We start from the raw sequence: 15,694 nt of genomic DNA on the forward strand, positions 1-15,694 counted from the left end.
TCTTGTTTTGATCTGGTCTTCGAACGCGAATCTGTTTAGGCTGCGCGCATGGAGCCCAATGCATTTTCCTTCGACCAGCCGCTTTTGCTGCTCGGCACCCTTCCCGTAACGGCTGGCCACCTCGTCACCGTTGCTGCTTTCCTGTCGGTCTTGCTGGCGCTTGCGTCCGCACGGAAGGCCCGCGCGCGCCGCGCCGACGACCGGGATCAACAGCTATCGGCGCTGCTGGCGGCGCAAACCGAAATGCAGGGGCGCGTCGCCGCGATGGCCGAGGTATTCGGCACGCGGCAGGCGGAGCTCAACCAAACGCTCAGCCAGCGGATCGACGGCATGACGCACCGGCTCGGCGCCTCGATCAGCGAGCAGACGAAAGCGACGCACGAGAACCTCAGGCGCCTGCAGGAGCGGCTGGCGGTCATCGACAGCGCCCAGAACAACATCCAGTCGCTCGCCAAGGACATGGCCGGGCTGCAGAGCATTCTTGCCAACAAGCAGACGCGCGGCGCCTTCGGCCAGTCGCGCATGGAGACGATCGTCGCCGACGGCCTGCCGATCGGGGCCTTCACCTTCCAGGCGACGCTCTCGAACGGCGCGCGGCCGGATTGCATCATCCGCATGCCGAACGGCCAGCCGCCGCTCGTCATCGACGCGAAGTTCCCGCTCGAAGCCTGGAACGCCATGCGCGATGCGGAGAGCGCCGAGCGGCGTCAGCAGGCGGCCCAATCCTTCCGCCGCGACATGGAAGTGCATGTCCGCGATATCGCCGGCAAATATCTGCTGGCCGGCGAAACGCAGGACACGGCCTTCCTGTTCGTGCCGTCCGAGTCGATCTTCGCCGAAATCCACGAGCATTTCGAAGCGATCGTGCAGAAGGCGCATCGCCAGCGGGTCGTCATCGTTTCGCCGTCGCTGCTGCTGCTCTCCATCCAGGTGATCCAGGCGATCCTCAAGGACGCCCGGATGCGCGAGCAGGCGCATCTAATCCAGGGCGAGGTGGTGCGGCTGATGGAGGATCTGACTCGCCTCGACGAGCGCGTCAGGAAGCTGCAGGGCCACTTCGCGATGACGCAGAAGGATGTCGAGGACATCCTGATCTCCTCGGACAAGCTGACGCGACGCGGCGCCAAGATCGAGGCGCTCGAACTGGAGGCGGTTGCGCCAGGTGCCGAGGGGGGTAAGGGTACGGGCGGCAAGGGTGACCGGATGGTCGACAACCGCATCGGGCAATTGAAGCTGCGGGTGGTTGACGAGGACTGATGGCCTCGGGCACTCTCCGGCGAAACCAGCAACCCGACGGGACATCTCCACATGATCACTGTTCTTGGGTCCATCAACATGGACCTGATCGCCACGACCGCACGCCTCCCGAAGCCCGGCGAGACCGTCGCTGGTACGGGCTTTTCCACCGCCGCCGGCGGCAAGGGCGCCAACCAGGCGCTGGCAGCCCGCCGCGCCGGCGCAGCCGTGCGGATGGCCGGCGCCGTCGGCTCGGATAGCTTTGCCGAAGGCGCGCTTGCCCTGCTCAAGGAGGCGGGCACCGACCTTGGCCTTACCAAAACCGTGAACGAGCCGACCGGGACCGCGCATATCCTCGTCGGCGGCGATGGCGAGAACGTCATCGTCGTCGTCGCCAGCGCCAATGCGACGGTGAGCGAGAGCGACGCGGTTGCCGCTGTCGAGCAGATGTCGGCCGGCGACACGCTGATGGTGCAACTCGAGATTCCCGGTGCCTCGGTGGAAAAGGCGCTCGTCGAAGCCCACCGTCGCGGCATCCGTTCGATCATCAACATCGCGCCGCTGACGCCGGAGGCCGCTCGCCTCGGCCGCATGGCCGATATCGTCATTGCCAACGAGACCGAATTCGAACTCCTGGCCGGCAAAAGCGGCATCGCCGGCGCGGAGCGGGAAGCGGCGATGAAGAGCCTTCACGGAGAAACCGGCCAGACCGTGATCGTCACCCTCGGCGCCGAAGGGGTCGCAGCCGCCCATCAAGGAGAAATCCACCGCGCAAAAGGACTGACGATCGAGCCGCTGGATACGGTTGGGGCGGGTGACACATTCTGTGGCTATCTCGCCGCAAGCCTGGATGAGGGCCTCGCCTTTCCCGATGCGCTGCGCCGCGCAGCGGTTGCCGGTTCGCTCGCCTGCCTGAAGGCGGGAGCGCAACCGTCCATACCGCTCGCATCGGAAGTCGCCGCGCGTCTTTGACCGCGACAGCCGATTTCTGCCCATTTCGCGATCTGGATAGGATTTGGCGCGGCAACGATGCTGGCCGCGCAGAATCCGTCCGAACAGCCCTGAATCGCTTGGCGCGTTGGCCGTATTTTAATCTTTGATCGTCTATCCAGATTGCGAGGCAGCCCGCTCACGTCGGGCCGGCTCCTGCATGCCGGTCGGCATCACGCGCTCCATGATGGAGTTTCACCCACACTTTGGAATGTCATGCCGCAGGCACAAACCTGCGGACCTCTCGTGCGTGAGGATTTCATGTTCAACTTCCATGCCAAATCGCTAGCCACCAAGCTGATCGCCGTCACAGGCGGGACGATCGCCCTCGTGCTGCTCGCCTCGAATTTCGTTCTCATCTCCCAGACTCAGGACCGCGTCGAGACGCTCGTCTTCGACGGTGCGAAGACGGAGGCTCGTGCGATTGCCGCCGATATCGCCGGCAGCGTCGGGGAGCTTGCCGCCGCCGCCCGCACCATGACGGGCGTCCTTGGCCGCGGCCATGCCGAGAAATCGATCGATCGTACCGGCGCCATCAACCTGTTGAAGGCAAACCTCGATCAGCATGACTTCGCCTTCGGCAGCTGGTTCGCCGAAGAGCCGAAAGCCTTTGACGGCAAGGACGTCGTCGACAACACCGAGCTTGGCGGCAATGCCGAAGGTGCATTCACGCCCTATTGGTCGAAGGACCGCAACGGCAAGGCACAGCTCTCGACCTTCCGTGCCGACTATGCGGCCGAATGGTACAGCCTTGCCGCAAAGAGCGGCAAGGGCGCCATCACCCAGCCTTACCTGGCCGAAGGCACCGACGTCCCGACGACCATGACATCGATTGCCTATCCGGTCATGTCGGACGGCAAGATGATCGGCGTATCGGGGGTCGACATCTCGCTCGCCTCCCTTGCCGACCGGCTCGGGACGCTCAAGCCCTTTGGCTCGGGCCGGGTCTATCTGCTGTCGCAGGGCGGCAAATGGCTGGCGGCACCGATCCCCGATCTCCTGATGAAGGATTATGAAGGCGAGGGTGAAGCGGTCATCAAGAGCGCGCTGTCCTCCGACGCTTCAGGCATGATCAAGAACCTGACCTATGACGGGAACGCGCCTTTCGACCGCGTGGTCTATCCCTTCAAGCTGCCCGATGTGAATGCGAGCTGGGTCATCCTCGTCGACGTGCCGCGCACCGCCATCAATGCGCCGGTCAACGATCAGACCTATATGATGATCATCGGCGGTATCGTCGTCCTCGCAGCCGTGCTCGCCGGCCTCTATCTCGCCGTCCGCCGCTTTGTCCAAAAGCCGCTCGCCGGGCTCGTCCATGACGTCGAAACGCTCAGCAATGGCGACTATGCCAGGCCGATCTCCGGGCAGGACCGCTCGGACGAGACCGGCTCCGTCGCCAAGGCGCTCGAAGGCTTCCGTCATCAGCTCGCCGACGCAAAGCGCCTCGAGGGGGAAGCCCGTCACGAACGCGAACAGGCCGAACTGGCGCGCAGCCGCTCGGAAAGCGAGCGTGCCGAGACCGGCGCGCTACAGCGCGACATCGTCGCCCGTCTCGGCAAGGGCCTTTCGCATCTTGCTTCCGGCGACCTTGCATATCGGATCGCCGACGAGTTCCCGGGCGAATACGCCCAGCTGAAGCGCGACTTCAACGCGACGATGGAGAGCCTCGAGGAGACGATCCGCACCGTCAACCACTCGGTCGTCAACATCGGCAGCGGCACCGGCGAGATCTCCAGCGCCGCCAACGACCTCTCGCACCGGACCGAGCAGCAGGCCGCAAGCCTCGAGGAAACCGCTGCCGCCCTCGATGAGCTGACGTCGCAGGTCGATGCCAGCGCTGAGAATGCCAAAGTCGCGGCAAAGTCGGTCGAACTGGCGAGCAGCGACGCCGAGCAGTCCGGTGCGGTCGTGCAGAAGGCGATTGCGGCGATGCAAGGTATCGAGCAATCCTCGAACGAGGTGAGCCGCATCATAGGCGTCATCGACGAGATCGCCTTCCAGACCAACCTGCTCGCCCTCAACGCGGGTGTCGAAGCCGCCCGCGCCGGCGAGGCCGGCAAGGGTTTTGCCGTCGTCGCGCAGGAGGTCCGCGAGCTTGCCCAACGCTCGGCGAATGCCGCCAAGGAGATCAAGACCTTGATCAACACCTCGGCCGGCCAGGTGCGCGAGGGCGTCGACCTCGTCGGCAAGACGGGCGGCGCGCTCAAGAAGATCGCCGAGCAGGTGGTGCAGATCAACGGGCTGATCCGCCAGATATCGAGCTCCGCCTCGGAACAGGCGGTCGGGCTCAAGGAGATCAACGCGGCGGTCAACCAGATGGATCAGGTGACGCAGCAGAATGCGGCAATGGTCGAAGAGACGACGGCGGCCAGCATGACCCTGAACGAGGAAGCCCGGACGCTGAGCGCGCTGGTCTCGCGGTTCCGGGTGGCCCAGGGCGAGCCGGGGCAATCGTCCGGCGACATGCTGCGCGGCACCGCCGTCAAGATGCGAACCGCAGAGGCTCCCCGCCCGGCGGCGGAAAAGCCTGCGGCACGCGGCTATTCCAGCTCGACGCAACGCGTTCTCGCGCAGACGGCCGGCGGCAATGCGCTCGCGCGGGACAATTGGGAAGAGTTCTGATCCGTTCACATTTGAACAGTGAAGCGGCGCCCTCGCGGCGCCGTTTTTCTTTTTCACTGCCCACTCAAACCCCTCCCCAACCCCTCCCCACAAGGGGGAGGGGCTTGCTTTGCCGCACCGCTTACGTTGCCAAGTCGACCCTTCGGGCCTGATGCTACGGTCGGAAATGGCAGGGGAATTGCCGCGGGCACCGAGCCCCTCCCCCTTGTGGGGAGGGGTTGGGGAGGGGTCTTCATGAATTTGCCAAGTACGAACCTAAAGACGCGCCAGTCGGTCGGTCAAAAGGTCGAAGAAGCCCTCGTCGTCGATGTGGCGCATGACCCTGGCATTGTGCTTGCGGCCGGTCACCTGCCACCAGTCGACGACCGTCATGCCGGTCGTCAGCGCGGAGGTCGTCTCGATCTCGACGTTGCAGTCCCGGCCGGTGAAGAGCTCCGGCCGGAGCAGATAGGCGATCACCGTCGGGTCGTGGAGGGGACCGCCGTCGGTACCGTATTTCTCGATGTCGAAGCGTTCGAAGAACTCCAGCATTTCCGCGAGTGCGACCGCCGCCGGGCTGCCGATGGCGCGGATCTTCTCGACGCGAACCTTGTGGGTCAGGACGCGATGCGTCACGTCGAGCGGCATCATCACGATCGGGATGCCGGAGCGAAAGACGATCTCGGCGGCTTCCGGATCGACATAGACGTTGAATTCGGCCGCCGGCGTGATGTTGCCGCCCTCGAAGAAGCCGCCGCCCATCATCACCAGTTCCCGCACCCGGGGCGCGATCTCCGGCGCCTTGGTGAGCGCGAGCGCGATATTGGTCAGCGGGCCGAGCGTGCAGAGCGTCACCGTGCCAGGCGCTTCGGCAAGCAGCGTCTCGATGATGAAATCGACGGCGTGCTGCTCCTGAAGCGGCATCGCCGGCTCGTTTAGTTCGGGACCGTCGAGCCCGGTCTTGCCGTGCACATGCTCGGCGGTCACCAGCGGACGCGCGACGGGCCGCTCGGCGCCGGCAAAGACCTTGACGTCGGTTCTGTTGCAGAGCTCGCAGACGATCCGCGCGTTGCGCGTCGTGAGCGTGAGCGGCACATTGCCGGCCACAGTGGTGATGCCGAGCACATCGATCTCCTCCGGACTGCCGAAGGCCAGCATGATCGCGGCGGCATCGTCCTGTCCCGGATCCGTGTCGATGATGATCTTTCTCGCGTTCGTCACTTTCTTCCTCCTGCGAGCCGGATGGTGTCGGATGCCGGGCCATGACCTGCATTCCGACGGGCTGGGGCGAAGGGAGACTACCATGCAGCAGCCTTCACTCGCGCCGGGATTTTGAGCCTTTGCAGCGGACTATGATTTGCGTGCGCGCCCGAGGCAAGCCGCTTGCACTCGTTGCGCACAGCTACCATATTGCTTCGCAGGGATGCTGCTTGGCAGGTCCGAAAAGATGGTCGCTTGAGCTCGCAAGGACTTGGGAATGAGCAGGATTACGCCTTTTACGAGCCCGCTTTTGGTGGGCTTCGACAGCATGGAAAAGACCCTCGAGCGGATCGCCAAGGCGAACGACGGATACCCACCCTACAATATCGAGCGCATACGCGGCGATAGCGCTTCCGGCTCGCCGGAGCGGTTGCGGATAACGCTCGCCGTTGCCGGGTTTTCCGAAGAGGATCTGGAGGTGACGACGGAAGAAAACCAGCTCGTCATTCGCGGACGTCAGGTCGACACCGGCGAAAGGGATTATCTCCATCGCGGCATCGCCGCCAGGCAATTCCAGCGGACCTTCGTGCTTGCCGACGGCATGCATGTGCTCGGCGCCGAGCTTCGAAACGGGCTTCTTTCGGTCGATCTGGTGCGCCCCGAGCCGGTACGCATGGTAAAGAAAATTAATATTTCGGTCCCAGAATAAGATAACCGGCGGGATTTTCCTCCCGCGCCGGCGACCACGGAGCATCACCATGGGACTGAAAACCATCACCTCATCGCTGTCGAAGAACGACCTTGCGCATCTCGGCGCGGGCGAAGTCGGCTATATCCGCAAGATGCGATCGGAGGAGGTCTCCCGCTGCTTTCCGGAAGCCCCCGAAATAGGGCCGGGGATCGATCTTTGGGCCCTGTTCGCGGCGGACGGCACGCCGATCCTTCTGACCGACAACCGCTCGAGCACCTTCTTCAAGGCTGCCGAGGACGACCTTCGCACCGTCAGCCTGCATTGATTTCGCGCGGGGGGTCCCCGCCCGGTCCGCCCCTCATCCGGCCTGCCGGCCACCTTCTCCCCGCGAGCGGGGCGAAGGAGACTCGCGGCAACGCTCCCCAGTCTCCTCGCCCCGCTTGCAGTAGGGTGAGAGGCAAAACTCACACGCGGCGGAACGTCAGATAGGCGGAACCGCGCCCCTCCCGGCGGGCCTTGGCTTCGTAGCGCGTGCTCGGCCAACCCGCGAAGGGGGTCAGCCAATCGGCCGATTTTTCCGCCGTCCACTCGAAGGCGGCGTGGTCGCGGCAATGGATGAGCGTCCAGTTGACATAGCTGTCGATGTCCGAGGCGAAACAGAAGAGGCCGCCGGGCCTCAGGACGCGCGCGAAGCGGTCGAGATTGACCTTTGATACGAAACGCCGCTTCCAATGCTTCCGCTTCGGCCAGGGATCGGGATAGAGCAGATCGACCTGATCGATCGAGGCCGGCGGCAGCCAGTCCAGCACCTGCGTCGCGTCGTCGTCATAGAGCCGGACATTGTCGATCTCTCTCGCTTCGATCTGCCTGAGCAGCTTTGCCATGGAATTGACGAAGGGCTCAACGCCGATGAAGCCGGTGGATGGGTCCTCCGCCGCCCGATGAATGAGATGCTCGCCGCCGCCGAAGCCGATTTCCAGGCGGGTGCGCTTCACCGCAGCGGGGAACAGCGCCGACAGGTCTTCCGGCGCCGGCTCCTTGAGATCGAGCCTCAGGGCCGGCAGCAAATTCTCGATCTGCGCGGCCTGGCGTTCCCGCAACGGCTTGCCCTTGCGGCGGCCGAAGAAGGCCTCCGTTGCTCTGGCGCGGCGCGGTTCGGTCATATCATACTTCCTTGGGTCGGGCGGTTCCGGGTTCATTCAATCAGGATCACAAACATGATCGACTTCAGTATGTCCAGACGCCGCGCTCCGGAACGTTCACACATTCCCGCGCAAGCAGAGGGCCCGCGCAAGCAGAGGGCCCGCGCAAGCAGAGGGCCCGCGCAAGCAGAGGGGCGGAGGCCCTTCCGAGCATCCGCCCCCGATCTGCTGCTGCAGTTTCCTTGGAACGTCGCCGATTGCTCGGACTTAAGCGGCGCGGCTGTTGATCGCCGCGGCGTCCAGCGAGATCGCTTCCTTGAGCGGCTTGACGAGATCGAGCTTCTCCCAGGAGAAGGAGCCGTCGCGGCCGGCCTTGCGGCCGAAGTGGCCATAGGCGGATGTCTTGGCATAGATCGGCTTGTTGAGGTCAAGGTGACGGCGGATGCCGGTCGGCGAAAGGTCCATCGTCTTGCGGATGGCCTTCTCGACCTGGTCCTCGGAGACCTTGCCGGTGCCGTGCAGGTCGACATAGATCGACAGCGGCTGGGCGACGCCGATCGCATAGGAGAGCTGGATCGTGCAGCGTTCCGCGAGGTTGGCTGCCACGACGTTCTTCGCCAGGTAGCGGGCGGCATAGGCGGCCGAGCGGTCGACCTTGGTCGTGTCCTTGCCGGAGAAGGCACCGCCGCCATGCGGCGCAGCGCCGCCATAGGTATCGACGATGATCTTGCGGCCGGTGAGGCCCGCGTCGCCGTCCGGCCCGCCGATGACGAACTTGCCGGTCGGGTTGATGTACCAGGTGCAGTCGTCGGCGATCTTCAGGTCGCCCAGTGCCTCGCGGATATAGGGCTCGACGACCTTGCGGACCTTGGCGGAATCCCAGCTATCGTCAAGGTGCTGGGTCGAAAGGACGATGGAGACGACCTCGCTCGGCTTGCCATCGACATAGCGTACCGTCACCTGGCTCTTGGCGTCCGGGCCGAGCTTGGCGACGTCGCCCTCGCCCTTCTTGCGGGCTGCGGCGAGCAGATGCAGGATGCGGTGCGAATAGTAGAGCGGCGCCGGCATAAGCTCGGCGGTCTCGCGGCAGGCATAGCCGAACATGATGCCCTGGTCGCCGGCGCCTTCTTCGCCCTGCTTGTCGGCGGCATTGTCGACGCCCTGGGCGATATGCGCGGACTGGAAGTGCAGGAGCACGTCGATCTTCGCCGTCTTCCAGTGGAAGCCGTCCTGCTCGTAGCCGATGTCGCGGATCGCCTTGCGGGCGGCGGCCTTGAACTTCGAGGGGTTGATGACGTCGTTGCCGTTCTTGTCCTTCTTCAGAAGGCTCGGCGGCAGGCGGACTTCACCGGCGATGACGACACGGTTGGTCGTCGCCAGCGTTTCACAGGCAATGCGCACGGTCCAGGGGTCGACGCCGGTTTTCGCCGCTTCGCGGTACACCAGGTCGACGATCTCGTCGGAAATGCGGTCACACACTTTGTCCGGATGACCTTCGGCAACGGATTCGCTGGTGAACAGGTAGTTTGCGCGCATGCGGGAAGTCCCCTCAATGAAAGAAGCGGCTTCACTGTTAGTGGTTTTGCCGCCGAAAAACAAGCGCACAAGGACATAAATATATCTTTATATCAGTATCGCCCCGAAGGATGGAACGGCATTCTTCGAACTCGCGCCGAACGGACAAAAACTGTTTCTGAAGTGCAGCCACCGTACGAAAAAAGCGGCCGGGGGCCGCTTTTTCGAAGGATCGGAAATCTCCGTCTATTCGCTCTCGGCCTCCGCCGCCAGCGCCTTCACAAGGTCCACGAGCTTGCGCCGGACCTTCGGGTCGGAGATCTTCACGAAGGCCCTGTTGAGCTGCAGGCCTTCGGAAGAGGACAGGAAGTCCACCACATAGTTCGAGCTCGATGGTTCGGCCATGCCGGATCCGGCGCCCTCGCCCGGAGCATCCTCGAAAAAGAACGAGACCGGGACATTGAGGATGGAGGATATGTTCTGCAGCCGGCTGGCACCAACTCGATTCGTACCCTTCTCGTATTTCTGGATCTGCTGGAATGTGATCCCCAGACTCTCGCCGAGCTTCTCCTGGCTCATGCCAAGCATCGTCCGGCGAAGGCGAATCCTGCTACCGACATGAATGTCGATCGGGTTCGGCTTCTTCTTGTTTTCAACCATATTCGCGTTCCTGAACACGCTGTTGCGATAGGCCACAACCCTTCACTGCTACGCCACGTTTATGAACAACCTGGAAGCGAAGCGCGGCTCCATTTGGCAGGCATGAGTTGATGGCACAAGTCACTATGCAATTTTAGGGGTTTTAGGTCAATTCGTCCTAAAATTAAAACCTCTGCGTGAGATTGCGGCAACCAGCAATAGAAAACCGCCCGTGAACCAGAAGATCCTGCCACGCGTCGCGCTATCGGTCATCGTGGGCATCTTGCCCGGCAGAATTGCGTCCGTCACTCCCTTGTAATTGTATCCCAATCCTACCACTAAAACACCACGTGCATCAACAATTGCTGATATACCGGTATTGGCGGCGCGAATCATCGGCGTGCCGGTCTCGACGGTGCGCAGCTGCGCCTGATGAAAATGCTGGCGCGGCCCGGGCGTGTCGCCGAACCAGGCGTCATTGGTGACGTTCAGCAGCGCGTCGGCAAGGCGTGCATTGCCGTCGACCTCTTCGGCGAAGATCGCCTCGTAGCAGATCAGCGGATAGAAGGTCCTGCCGCCGGGCAGGGTCAGGACCGAACGGCTCGATGCCGCCGAGAAGCCGCCGGGCATATTCGCGGCGATCGAACTCAAGCCCCAGGAATTGAGCATGTCTTCGAAGGGCAGATACTCGCCGAACGGAACGAGATGCACCTTGTCCGCGGCGCCGACGATCTGGCCGCGGTCGTCGATGACGTAGATCGAATTGTAGTAGCGCGGCGGCAGGCCCGCCCCGGCATCCTCGGCACGCACGGCGCCGGCGACGAGAACCTGACCCTCCTGGAGAACCTCTGCGATCCGGCTCAGTGCGTCGGGATTGTCGGTCAGGATGAAGGGGATCGAGGTTTCCGGCCAGACGATGAGATCCGGCCGCTTGTCGCCCCCCTGCGGCGGCGCGGCCGTGAGGGCCAGATGCTCCTCGAAGATCGCCGCGCGCTCGCGATCGTCCATCTTCTTCGCCTGGTCGATCACCGGCTGGACGAGGCGAACGGTGCGTTCCGGCGGCGGCGGCACCGGCAGGGAAAGCCTGTAATAGCCGTAGCCGATATGTGCGGCGAAGAGCACGGCGGCGGCGGCAAGGCCGATGCGGGCGCCCTTGCCCGTACCGATGAGGGCCGGGGCGGCAAACACGAAGACCGCCAGCATGTTGATCGTCGCGACATTCAGGACGCTCGCCGACTGCATCATCAACGGCATCGGCATTGCCGCATAGCCGATCGCGTTCCAGGGAAACCCGGTGAAAAGAAAACTGCGCAGCCACTCGGCGACACCGAAACCGACGGCAAGGGCAGCAATGCGACCGACGCCGTCGGACCAGAGGCAGCGCGCGATGAGCACTGCAAGCGCATAGAACAGCGCGAGCAAGGCAGGAAGGCCTACCACGGCGAGCGGCAGGGCCCAGGCGAAGAGATCCGCTTCGACCAGAAAGGCGTTGCCGAGCCACCAGAGGCCACCGAGGAAATAGCCGAAGCCGAAACACCAGCCGATCGAAGCGCTCGGCAAGAGCCGCCGAACGGCACCTTCGTCCGGATGGGTCGCTACACCGTCGATCAGCCAGACGAGCATCGGGAAGGAAACGAAGACCGCGGCGAAGATTCCGAAAGGCGGCTGGGCGAACATCGCCAAAAGACCCGCGAGGAAGCCGACGATCGCGCGAGACGCTCCGGAGAGCAATATGATCCTGCCAGCCAGTCTTTCCATGCAACCTCCAATTGGCGCCGGCCGGCGGGGCCCGACGCGGACGAACGATCGAATCAGTGCCGACAGTTTTCCAAATAAGCGCCGGCTTGTCCCCTGCAGCGGAAACGTGCAGTACCCACCACTCCGCGTTTGTTCAAGGGAGGCAAACTGCAGACGGCGGTTTCCGCGTCTCCCTGCAGCGATATCGGGATTGCGCTGCGATCATGGCGACATGATGAGACCACCCGGTGACCTCGCCGACTGGTTGAGATATGATCGAGCTGTGATTAACCACAGTTGCCGAAATCTTTGTGTCGGTCACTGCAGGTTGTTTCCATCTTGGGTACGATGCCGTTAATTTGGAACAGGCGCCATACCCAGGCGACGCGTTTACTGCATGTTTCCTTGGATCGTAGCCGATCCAAGGACCAAAACAGCAGAGATTCTAAGTGATGCAGCGTCCTTGTGCGATAAGACGCACGGCGCTGTAGTGCAGGCGATCCGAGACAGCATTTCGGATAACAAAGGGGTCACCATGTTCGATACCCGCGAAAAGATCGCGCTTTTCATCGACGGCGCCAATCTCTACGCGACATCGAAAAGCCTAGGATTCGACGTTGATTACCGGAAGTTATTGAGCGCATTCCAGAAACGCGCCTACCTGCTGCGAGCCTATTATTTCACCGCGCTGATCGAAGACCTCGAGTTTTCTTCGATCCGGCCGTTGATCGACTGGTTGGATTACAACGGCTACACGGTCGTCACCAAACCGGCCAAGGAGTTCACGGACGCCCAGGGCCGTCGCAAGATCAAGGGGAGCATGGATATCGAGCTCGCGATCGGTGCCATGGAACAGTGCCACGTCATCGACCATTTCGTCCTCTTCTCCGGCGACGGCAACTTCACGACGCTTGTCGAGGCGCTGCAGCGCAGGGGCCGCAAGGTTTCCGTCGTTTCGACGCTTTCGACCCAACCGCCTATGATTGCCGACGAACTGCGCCGGCAGGCCGACCACTTCATCGATCTCATCTCGCTGCGCAGCGAGATCGACCGTCACCCACAGGGGACGCCGCAGCCGGTCAAGCCGGCAGGAGAAAGCGTCGCTCCCTGAGATCAGAACGAGCGGACGTGCGCGGCGCCGCCGCGGTCACTCCGCCGAGGTTGGAGGCGGGACGTTTGCCTGAGCGCCACCGTTCGCCGGCAGCGCTTCGGGCAAGGTTTCCTTTTCGGGCTTGACCACCCGCCGGCGCGCCGGCGGCCGCTTGCGCATGATGCGCACGCGCTTTACGCGACGCGGATCGGCGTCGAGGATCTGAAACTCGAAGCCGGGAATGGCCTGCACCACCTCGCCGCGGACCGGAATGCGGCCGAGGGATGCGAAAACCAGCCCGCCGAGTGTATCGACATCCTCGAGCTGCTCCCGCACGTCGAAATCCGGACCGATCGCCTCGGCAATCTCCTCGAGCTCAACGCGCGCGTCCGCCACGAAAACGTCGTCCGATGTGCGGGCGAACATCACCTCCTCATCGTCGTGCTCGTCCTCGATGTCGCCGACCACCATCTCGACGATGTCCTCGAGCGAGACGAGGCCGTCCGTGCCGCCATATTCGTCGATGACGAGCGCCATCTGGATGCGCGCGGCCTGCATGCGCTGCATGAGGTCGGAGGCCAGCATCGAAGGGGGCACGAAGAGGACCTGGCGAATGATGCCCGCCTCCTCAAGCGTCTTATTCAGATCGACGCGCGCGAGATCGAAACCCGGTTTCGGCTGGCGCGGCGTCTTCTCCACCTTGTCGGCGGCGATCGCGGGCTGTGCCTTGCCGTTGCGGCGGCGGTTGCGGGCCTGCCGGGTCACGTAGGCGAGCAGATCGCGGATATGGACCATGCCGCGCGGGTCGTCGAGGCCATCGCTATAGACCGGCATGCGCGAACGGCCGGATTCTTCGAAGAGAACCATGAGTTCGCCGAGCGTGATGCTCTGATCCACCGCCTCGATGTCGGCGCGCGGCACCATCACGTCTTCGACGCGGACCTCGCGGAAGCGGAGGATGTTGTTGAGCATCGCCCGCTCCTCGGGCGAAAAGGCGGTGTTGCTGTCGGCATCCGTCATCAGCGCGTCGGCGAGGTCCTCGCGCAGACTCGACGCACCCGCACCGCGCCACAGGCGGGCCGCACGGCTCCAGAAGGATGAAATTGGTTTGTTGCCCTCTGGTCGGGCGGTGGTACTACTACTGCCCGCGTCGGCTTCGCCGGAGGCGTCGGCCTCCTCGCTGGCAACCGTTGCCGGCTGTATCTTGAAGTCGCTCATTGTTCCAAACTGTCAATCCGGGGGTCGGTCCCCGTAGGGATCAGATAGGCCAAGACGCGCCAAAATGCGAGTCTCCAACCCCTCCATTCTTTCCGCTTCTTCGTCTTCGATATGATCATAGCCGAAAAGATGGAGGAATCCATGCACGAGAAGATGCGTCAGGTGCTCCTCGAACGGCTTCTCCAATTCATCCGCCTCACGCTTCAACGTCTCGTAGGCGACGATGATGTCGCCGAGCATCGGCCCCGGCATCCTGCCGGGCGTCACCGGAAAGGCAGGGAAGGACAGCACATTGGTCGGCTTGTCCTGGTTGCGCCATTCGGCGTTGATCTCGCGGATCGACTGATCGTCGGTGAAGACCAGAGACAGTTCCGGCGGCTCGCCCGGGAACGGCTGCTTCTCTTCCTCGGCCAGGAAATCCGCAGCTGCGCCGAGAATGCGCGTGGAAACAGACTGCAGCTCGTCCTCCGGCGGCCAGTCACCCTCCTCGACGCTGATCTGAATATCCAAAACCGTCATGACCGCTGGCGATCGCGTCAGCGATCGCTCTGTTCGCTTTCGTCGTGAACGGCCGTATGGCTTTCATAGGCCCTGACGATCCGCGCCACCATCGGGTGGCGCACCACATCCGCATCCTTGAACCGGATGACCGACACGCCTTCCACGCCCTTCAAGATTTGCAGCGCCTCGACCAGACCCGACTTCACGCCGCGCGGCAGGTCGACCTGGCTCGGGTCGCCGGTGACGATCATCCGGCCGTTCTCGCCAAGACGGGTCAGGAACATCTTCATCTGCATCGATGTGGTGTTCTGCGCCTCGTCGAGAATGACCGCGGCATTGGCGAGCGTACGGCCGCGCATGAAGGCGAGCGGCGCGATCTCGATGACGCCGGCCGAGATCGCCCGTTCGACCTTGTCGCCGGGCATCATGTCGTAGAGCGCATCGTAGAGCGGTCTCAGATAGGGATCGACCTTCTCCTTCATGTCGCCGGGCAGGAAGCCGAGACGCTCACCCGCCTCGACCGCCGGCCGCGACAGGATGATGCGGTCGACCGCGCCGCGCTCCAGAAGCTGGGCGGCATGGGCGACGGCGAGATAGGTCTTGCCGGTGCCGGCCGGGCCGACTCCGAAGACGAGCTCCGCCCGCTCCATGGCGCGGATATAGGCATCCTGCATCGGCGTGCGCGCAGCGATCGTCTTCTTGCGCGTCGAAATCTGCGCCATCGTCAGCTTGGCTTTGCGCTCCATGGTCGGCAACTGCAGCTGGTCGTCGGCGGCGACCGCCATGCGGATCGCCCCTTCGACGTCGGACGTATCGATCGAGGCCCCACTTTGCAGTCTTCCATAGAGATAGTCGAGCGCGCGCCGCGCCTGGTTGGTCGCCACGATATCGCCGGAGATGGCAACGGAATTGCCGCGCGGCCGGGCGTCGACACGCAGGCGCTCCTCGAGCAGCTTCAGATTCTGGTCGAACTGGCCGAAGAGCTCGCTGGCGAACCGGTTGTTCTCGAATGTGAGCACGAAGTGATTGGCGTCTGTCGCGGTTGTCTTCGAATGGCGCGATGAGGATGAAATCATTTCATGTCCGTTCAAGCGGTTCAGGCTCCTCGCTCTCGATCCATAGCACCGCGCGCAA

14 protein-coding genes are annotated in these 15,694 nt (G+C 63.3%); 6 read left to right on the plus strand and 8 right to left on the minus strand.

All coding sequences use genetic code 11. The features are described from left to right. Positions 1 to 48 precede the first annotated feature (48 nt). The 3 genes from AU381_RS09880 (at position 49) to AU381_RS09890 (ending at position 4,848) form a co-directional block, all read left to right on the plus strand. On the plus strand, positions 49 to 1,257 hold the full coding sequence (locus AU381_RS09880) for a DNA recombination protein RmuC (protein ID WP_064241533.1): 1,209 nt from the start codon (positions 49 to 51) through the stop codon (positions 1,255 to 1,257). 51 nt (positions 1,258 to 1,308) lie between these two features. Next, the gene (locus tag AU381_RS09885; protein ID WP_064241534.1) at positions 1,309 to 2,208 is read left to right on the plus strand and encodes a ribokinase; all 900 of its coding nucleotides are present in this window, start codon (positions 1,309 to 1,311) and stop codon (positions 2,206 to 2,208) included. A gap of 279 nt (positions 2,209 to 2,487) precedes the next feature. After that, entirely contained in the window at positions 2,488 to 4,848 is a 2,361-nt protein-coding gene (locus tag AU381_RS09890; RefSeq protein WP_064241894.1) for a methyl-accepting chemotaxis protein, read from the plus strand. A gap of 255 nt (positions 4,849 to 5,103) precedes the next feature. On the opposite strand, the gene AU381_RS09895 is transcribed toward AU381_RS09890, so the two are convergent. After that, positions 5,104 to 6,048, minus strand: coding sequence for a nucleoside hydrolase (locus tag AU381_RS09895; RefSeq protein WP_064241535.1), 945 nt, complete (start codon positions 6,046 to 6,048; stop codon positions 5,104 to 5,106). Positions 6,049 to 6,304: 256 nt separating this feature from the next. Between AU381_RS09895 and AU381_RS09900 the strand changes: the two genes are divergently transcribed. Together AU381_RS09900 and AU381_RS09905 are read left to right on the plus strand one after the other, a co-directional pair. Next, positions 6,305 to 6,736 carry an Hsp20 family protein gene (locus AU381_RS09900; RefSeq protein ID WP_064241536.1) on the plus strand — a complete coding sequence of 144 codons (432 nt, stop codon included), beginning with the start codon at positions 6,305 to 6,307 and terminating at the stop codon, positions 6,734 to 6,736. A 49-nt stretch (positions 6,737 to 6,785) separates the two neighbouring features. Beyond that, positions 6,786 to 7,043, plus strand: coding sequence for a BQ00720 family protein (locus AU381_RS09905; RefSeq protein WP_064241537.1), 258 nt, complete (start codon positions 6,786 to 6,788; stop codon positions 7,041 to 7,043). Between the two features lie 139 nt (positions 7,044 to 7,182). On the opposite strand, the gene trmB is transcribed toward AU381_RS09905, so the two are convergent. From trmB to lnt, 4 genes are all read right to left on the minus strand, one after another. Continuing rightward, positions 7,183 to 7,881: a tRNA (guanine(46)-N(7))-methyltransferase TrmB gene (gene trmB / locus AU381_RS09910; RefSeq protein ID WP_064241538.1), complete on the minus strand. Its 699-nt coding sequence runs from the start codon at positions 7,879 to 7,881 to the stop codon at positions 7,183 to 7,185. A 246-nt stretch (positions 7,882 to 8,127) separates the two neighbouring features. Then, complete coding sequence (gene metK / locus AU381_RS09915; RefSeq protein ID WP_064241539.1) at positions 8,128 to 9,396, minus strand: methionine adenosyltransferase; 1,269 nt, start codon at positions 9,394 to 9,396, stop codon at positions 8,128 to 8,130. Between the two features lie 225 nt (positions 9,397 to 9,621). Further along, positions 9,622 to 10,035, minus strand: a complete 414-nt coding sequence (locus tag AU381_RS09920; RefSeq protein ID WP_064241540.1) for a helix-turn-helix domain-containing protein — start codon at positions 10,033 to 10,035, stop codon at positions 9,622 to 9,624. 147 nt (positions 10,036 to 10,182) lie between these two features. Next, complete coding sequence (gene lnt, locus AU381_RS09925; RefSeq protein WP_064241541.1) at positions 10,183 to 11,772, minus strand: apolipoprotein N-acyltransferase; 1,590 nt, start codon at positions 11,770 to 11,772, stop codon at positions 10,183 to 10,185. Between the two features lie 514 nt (positions 11,773 to 12,286). Here lnt and AU381_RS09930 point away from each other — a divergent pair. Then, positions 12,287 to 12,862, plus strand: a complete 576-nt coding sequence (locus tag AU381_RS09930) for a LabA-like NYN domain-containing protein (RefSeq protein WP_064241542.1) — start codon at positions 12,287 to 12,289, stop codon at positions 12,860 to 12,862. 36 nt (positions 12,863 to 12,898) lie between these two features. Here AU381_RS09930 and AU381_RS09935 read toward each other — a convergent pair whose 3' ends face one another. The 3 genes from AU381_RS09935 to AU381_RS09945 are packed head-to-tail and all read right to left on the minus strand — an operon-like array spanning position 12,899 to position 15,651. Further along, positions 12,899 to 14,059 (minus strand): hemolysin family protein, encoded by a 1,161-nt coding sequence (locus AU381_RS09935; protein ID WP_064241543.1) that lies wholly within the window; start codon positions 14,057 to 14,059, stop codon positions 12,899 to 12,901. Positions 14,060 to 14,071: 12 nt separating this feature from the next. After that, positions 14,072 to 14,578 carry an rRNA maturation RNase YbeY gene (gene ybeY / locus AU381_RS09940; RefSeq protein WP_064241544.1) on the minus strand — a complete coding sequence of 169 codons (507 nt, stop codon included), beginning with the start codon at positions 14,576 to 14,578 and terminating at the stop codon, positions 14,072 to 14,074. A gap of 17 nt (positions 14,579 to 14,595) precedes the next feature. Beyond that, on the minus strand, positions 14,596 to 15,651 hold the full coding sequence (locus tag AU381_RS09945) for a PhoH family protein (RefSeq protein WP_037378162.1): 1,056 nt from the start codon (positions 15,649 to 15,651) through the stop codon (positions 14,596 to 14,598). Positions 15,652 to 15,694: the final 43 nt, after the last annotated feature.

Origin of the sequence: Sinorhizobium glycinis, from assembly GCF_001651865.1 — a bacterium.
In the GTDB taxonomy this organism is placed as follows: Bacteria; Pseudomonadota; Alphaproteobacteria; order Rhizobiales; family Rhizobiaceae; genus Sinorhizobium; species Sinorhizobium glycinis.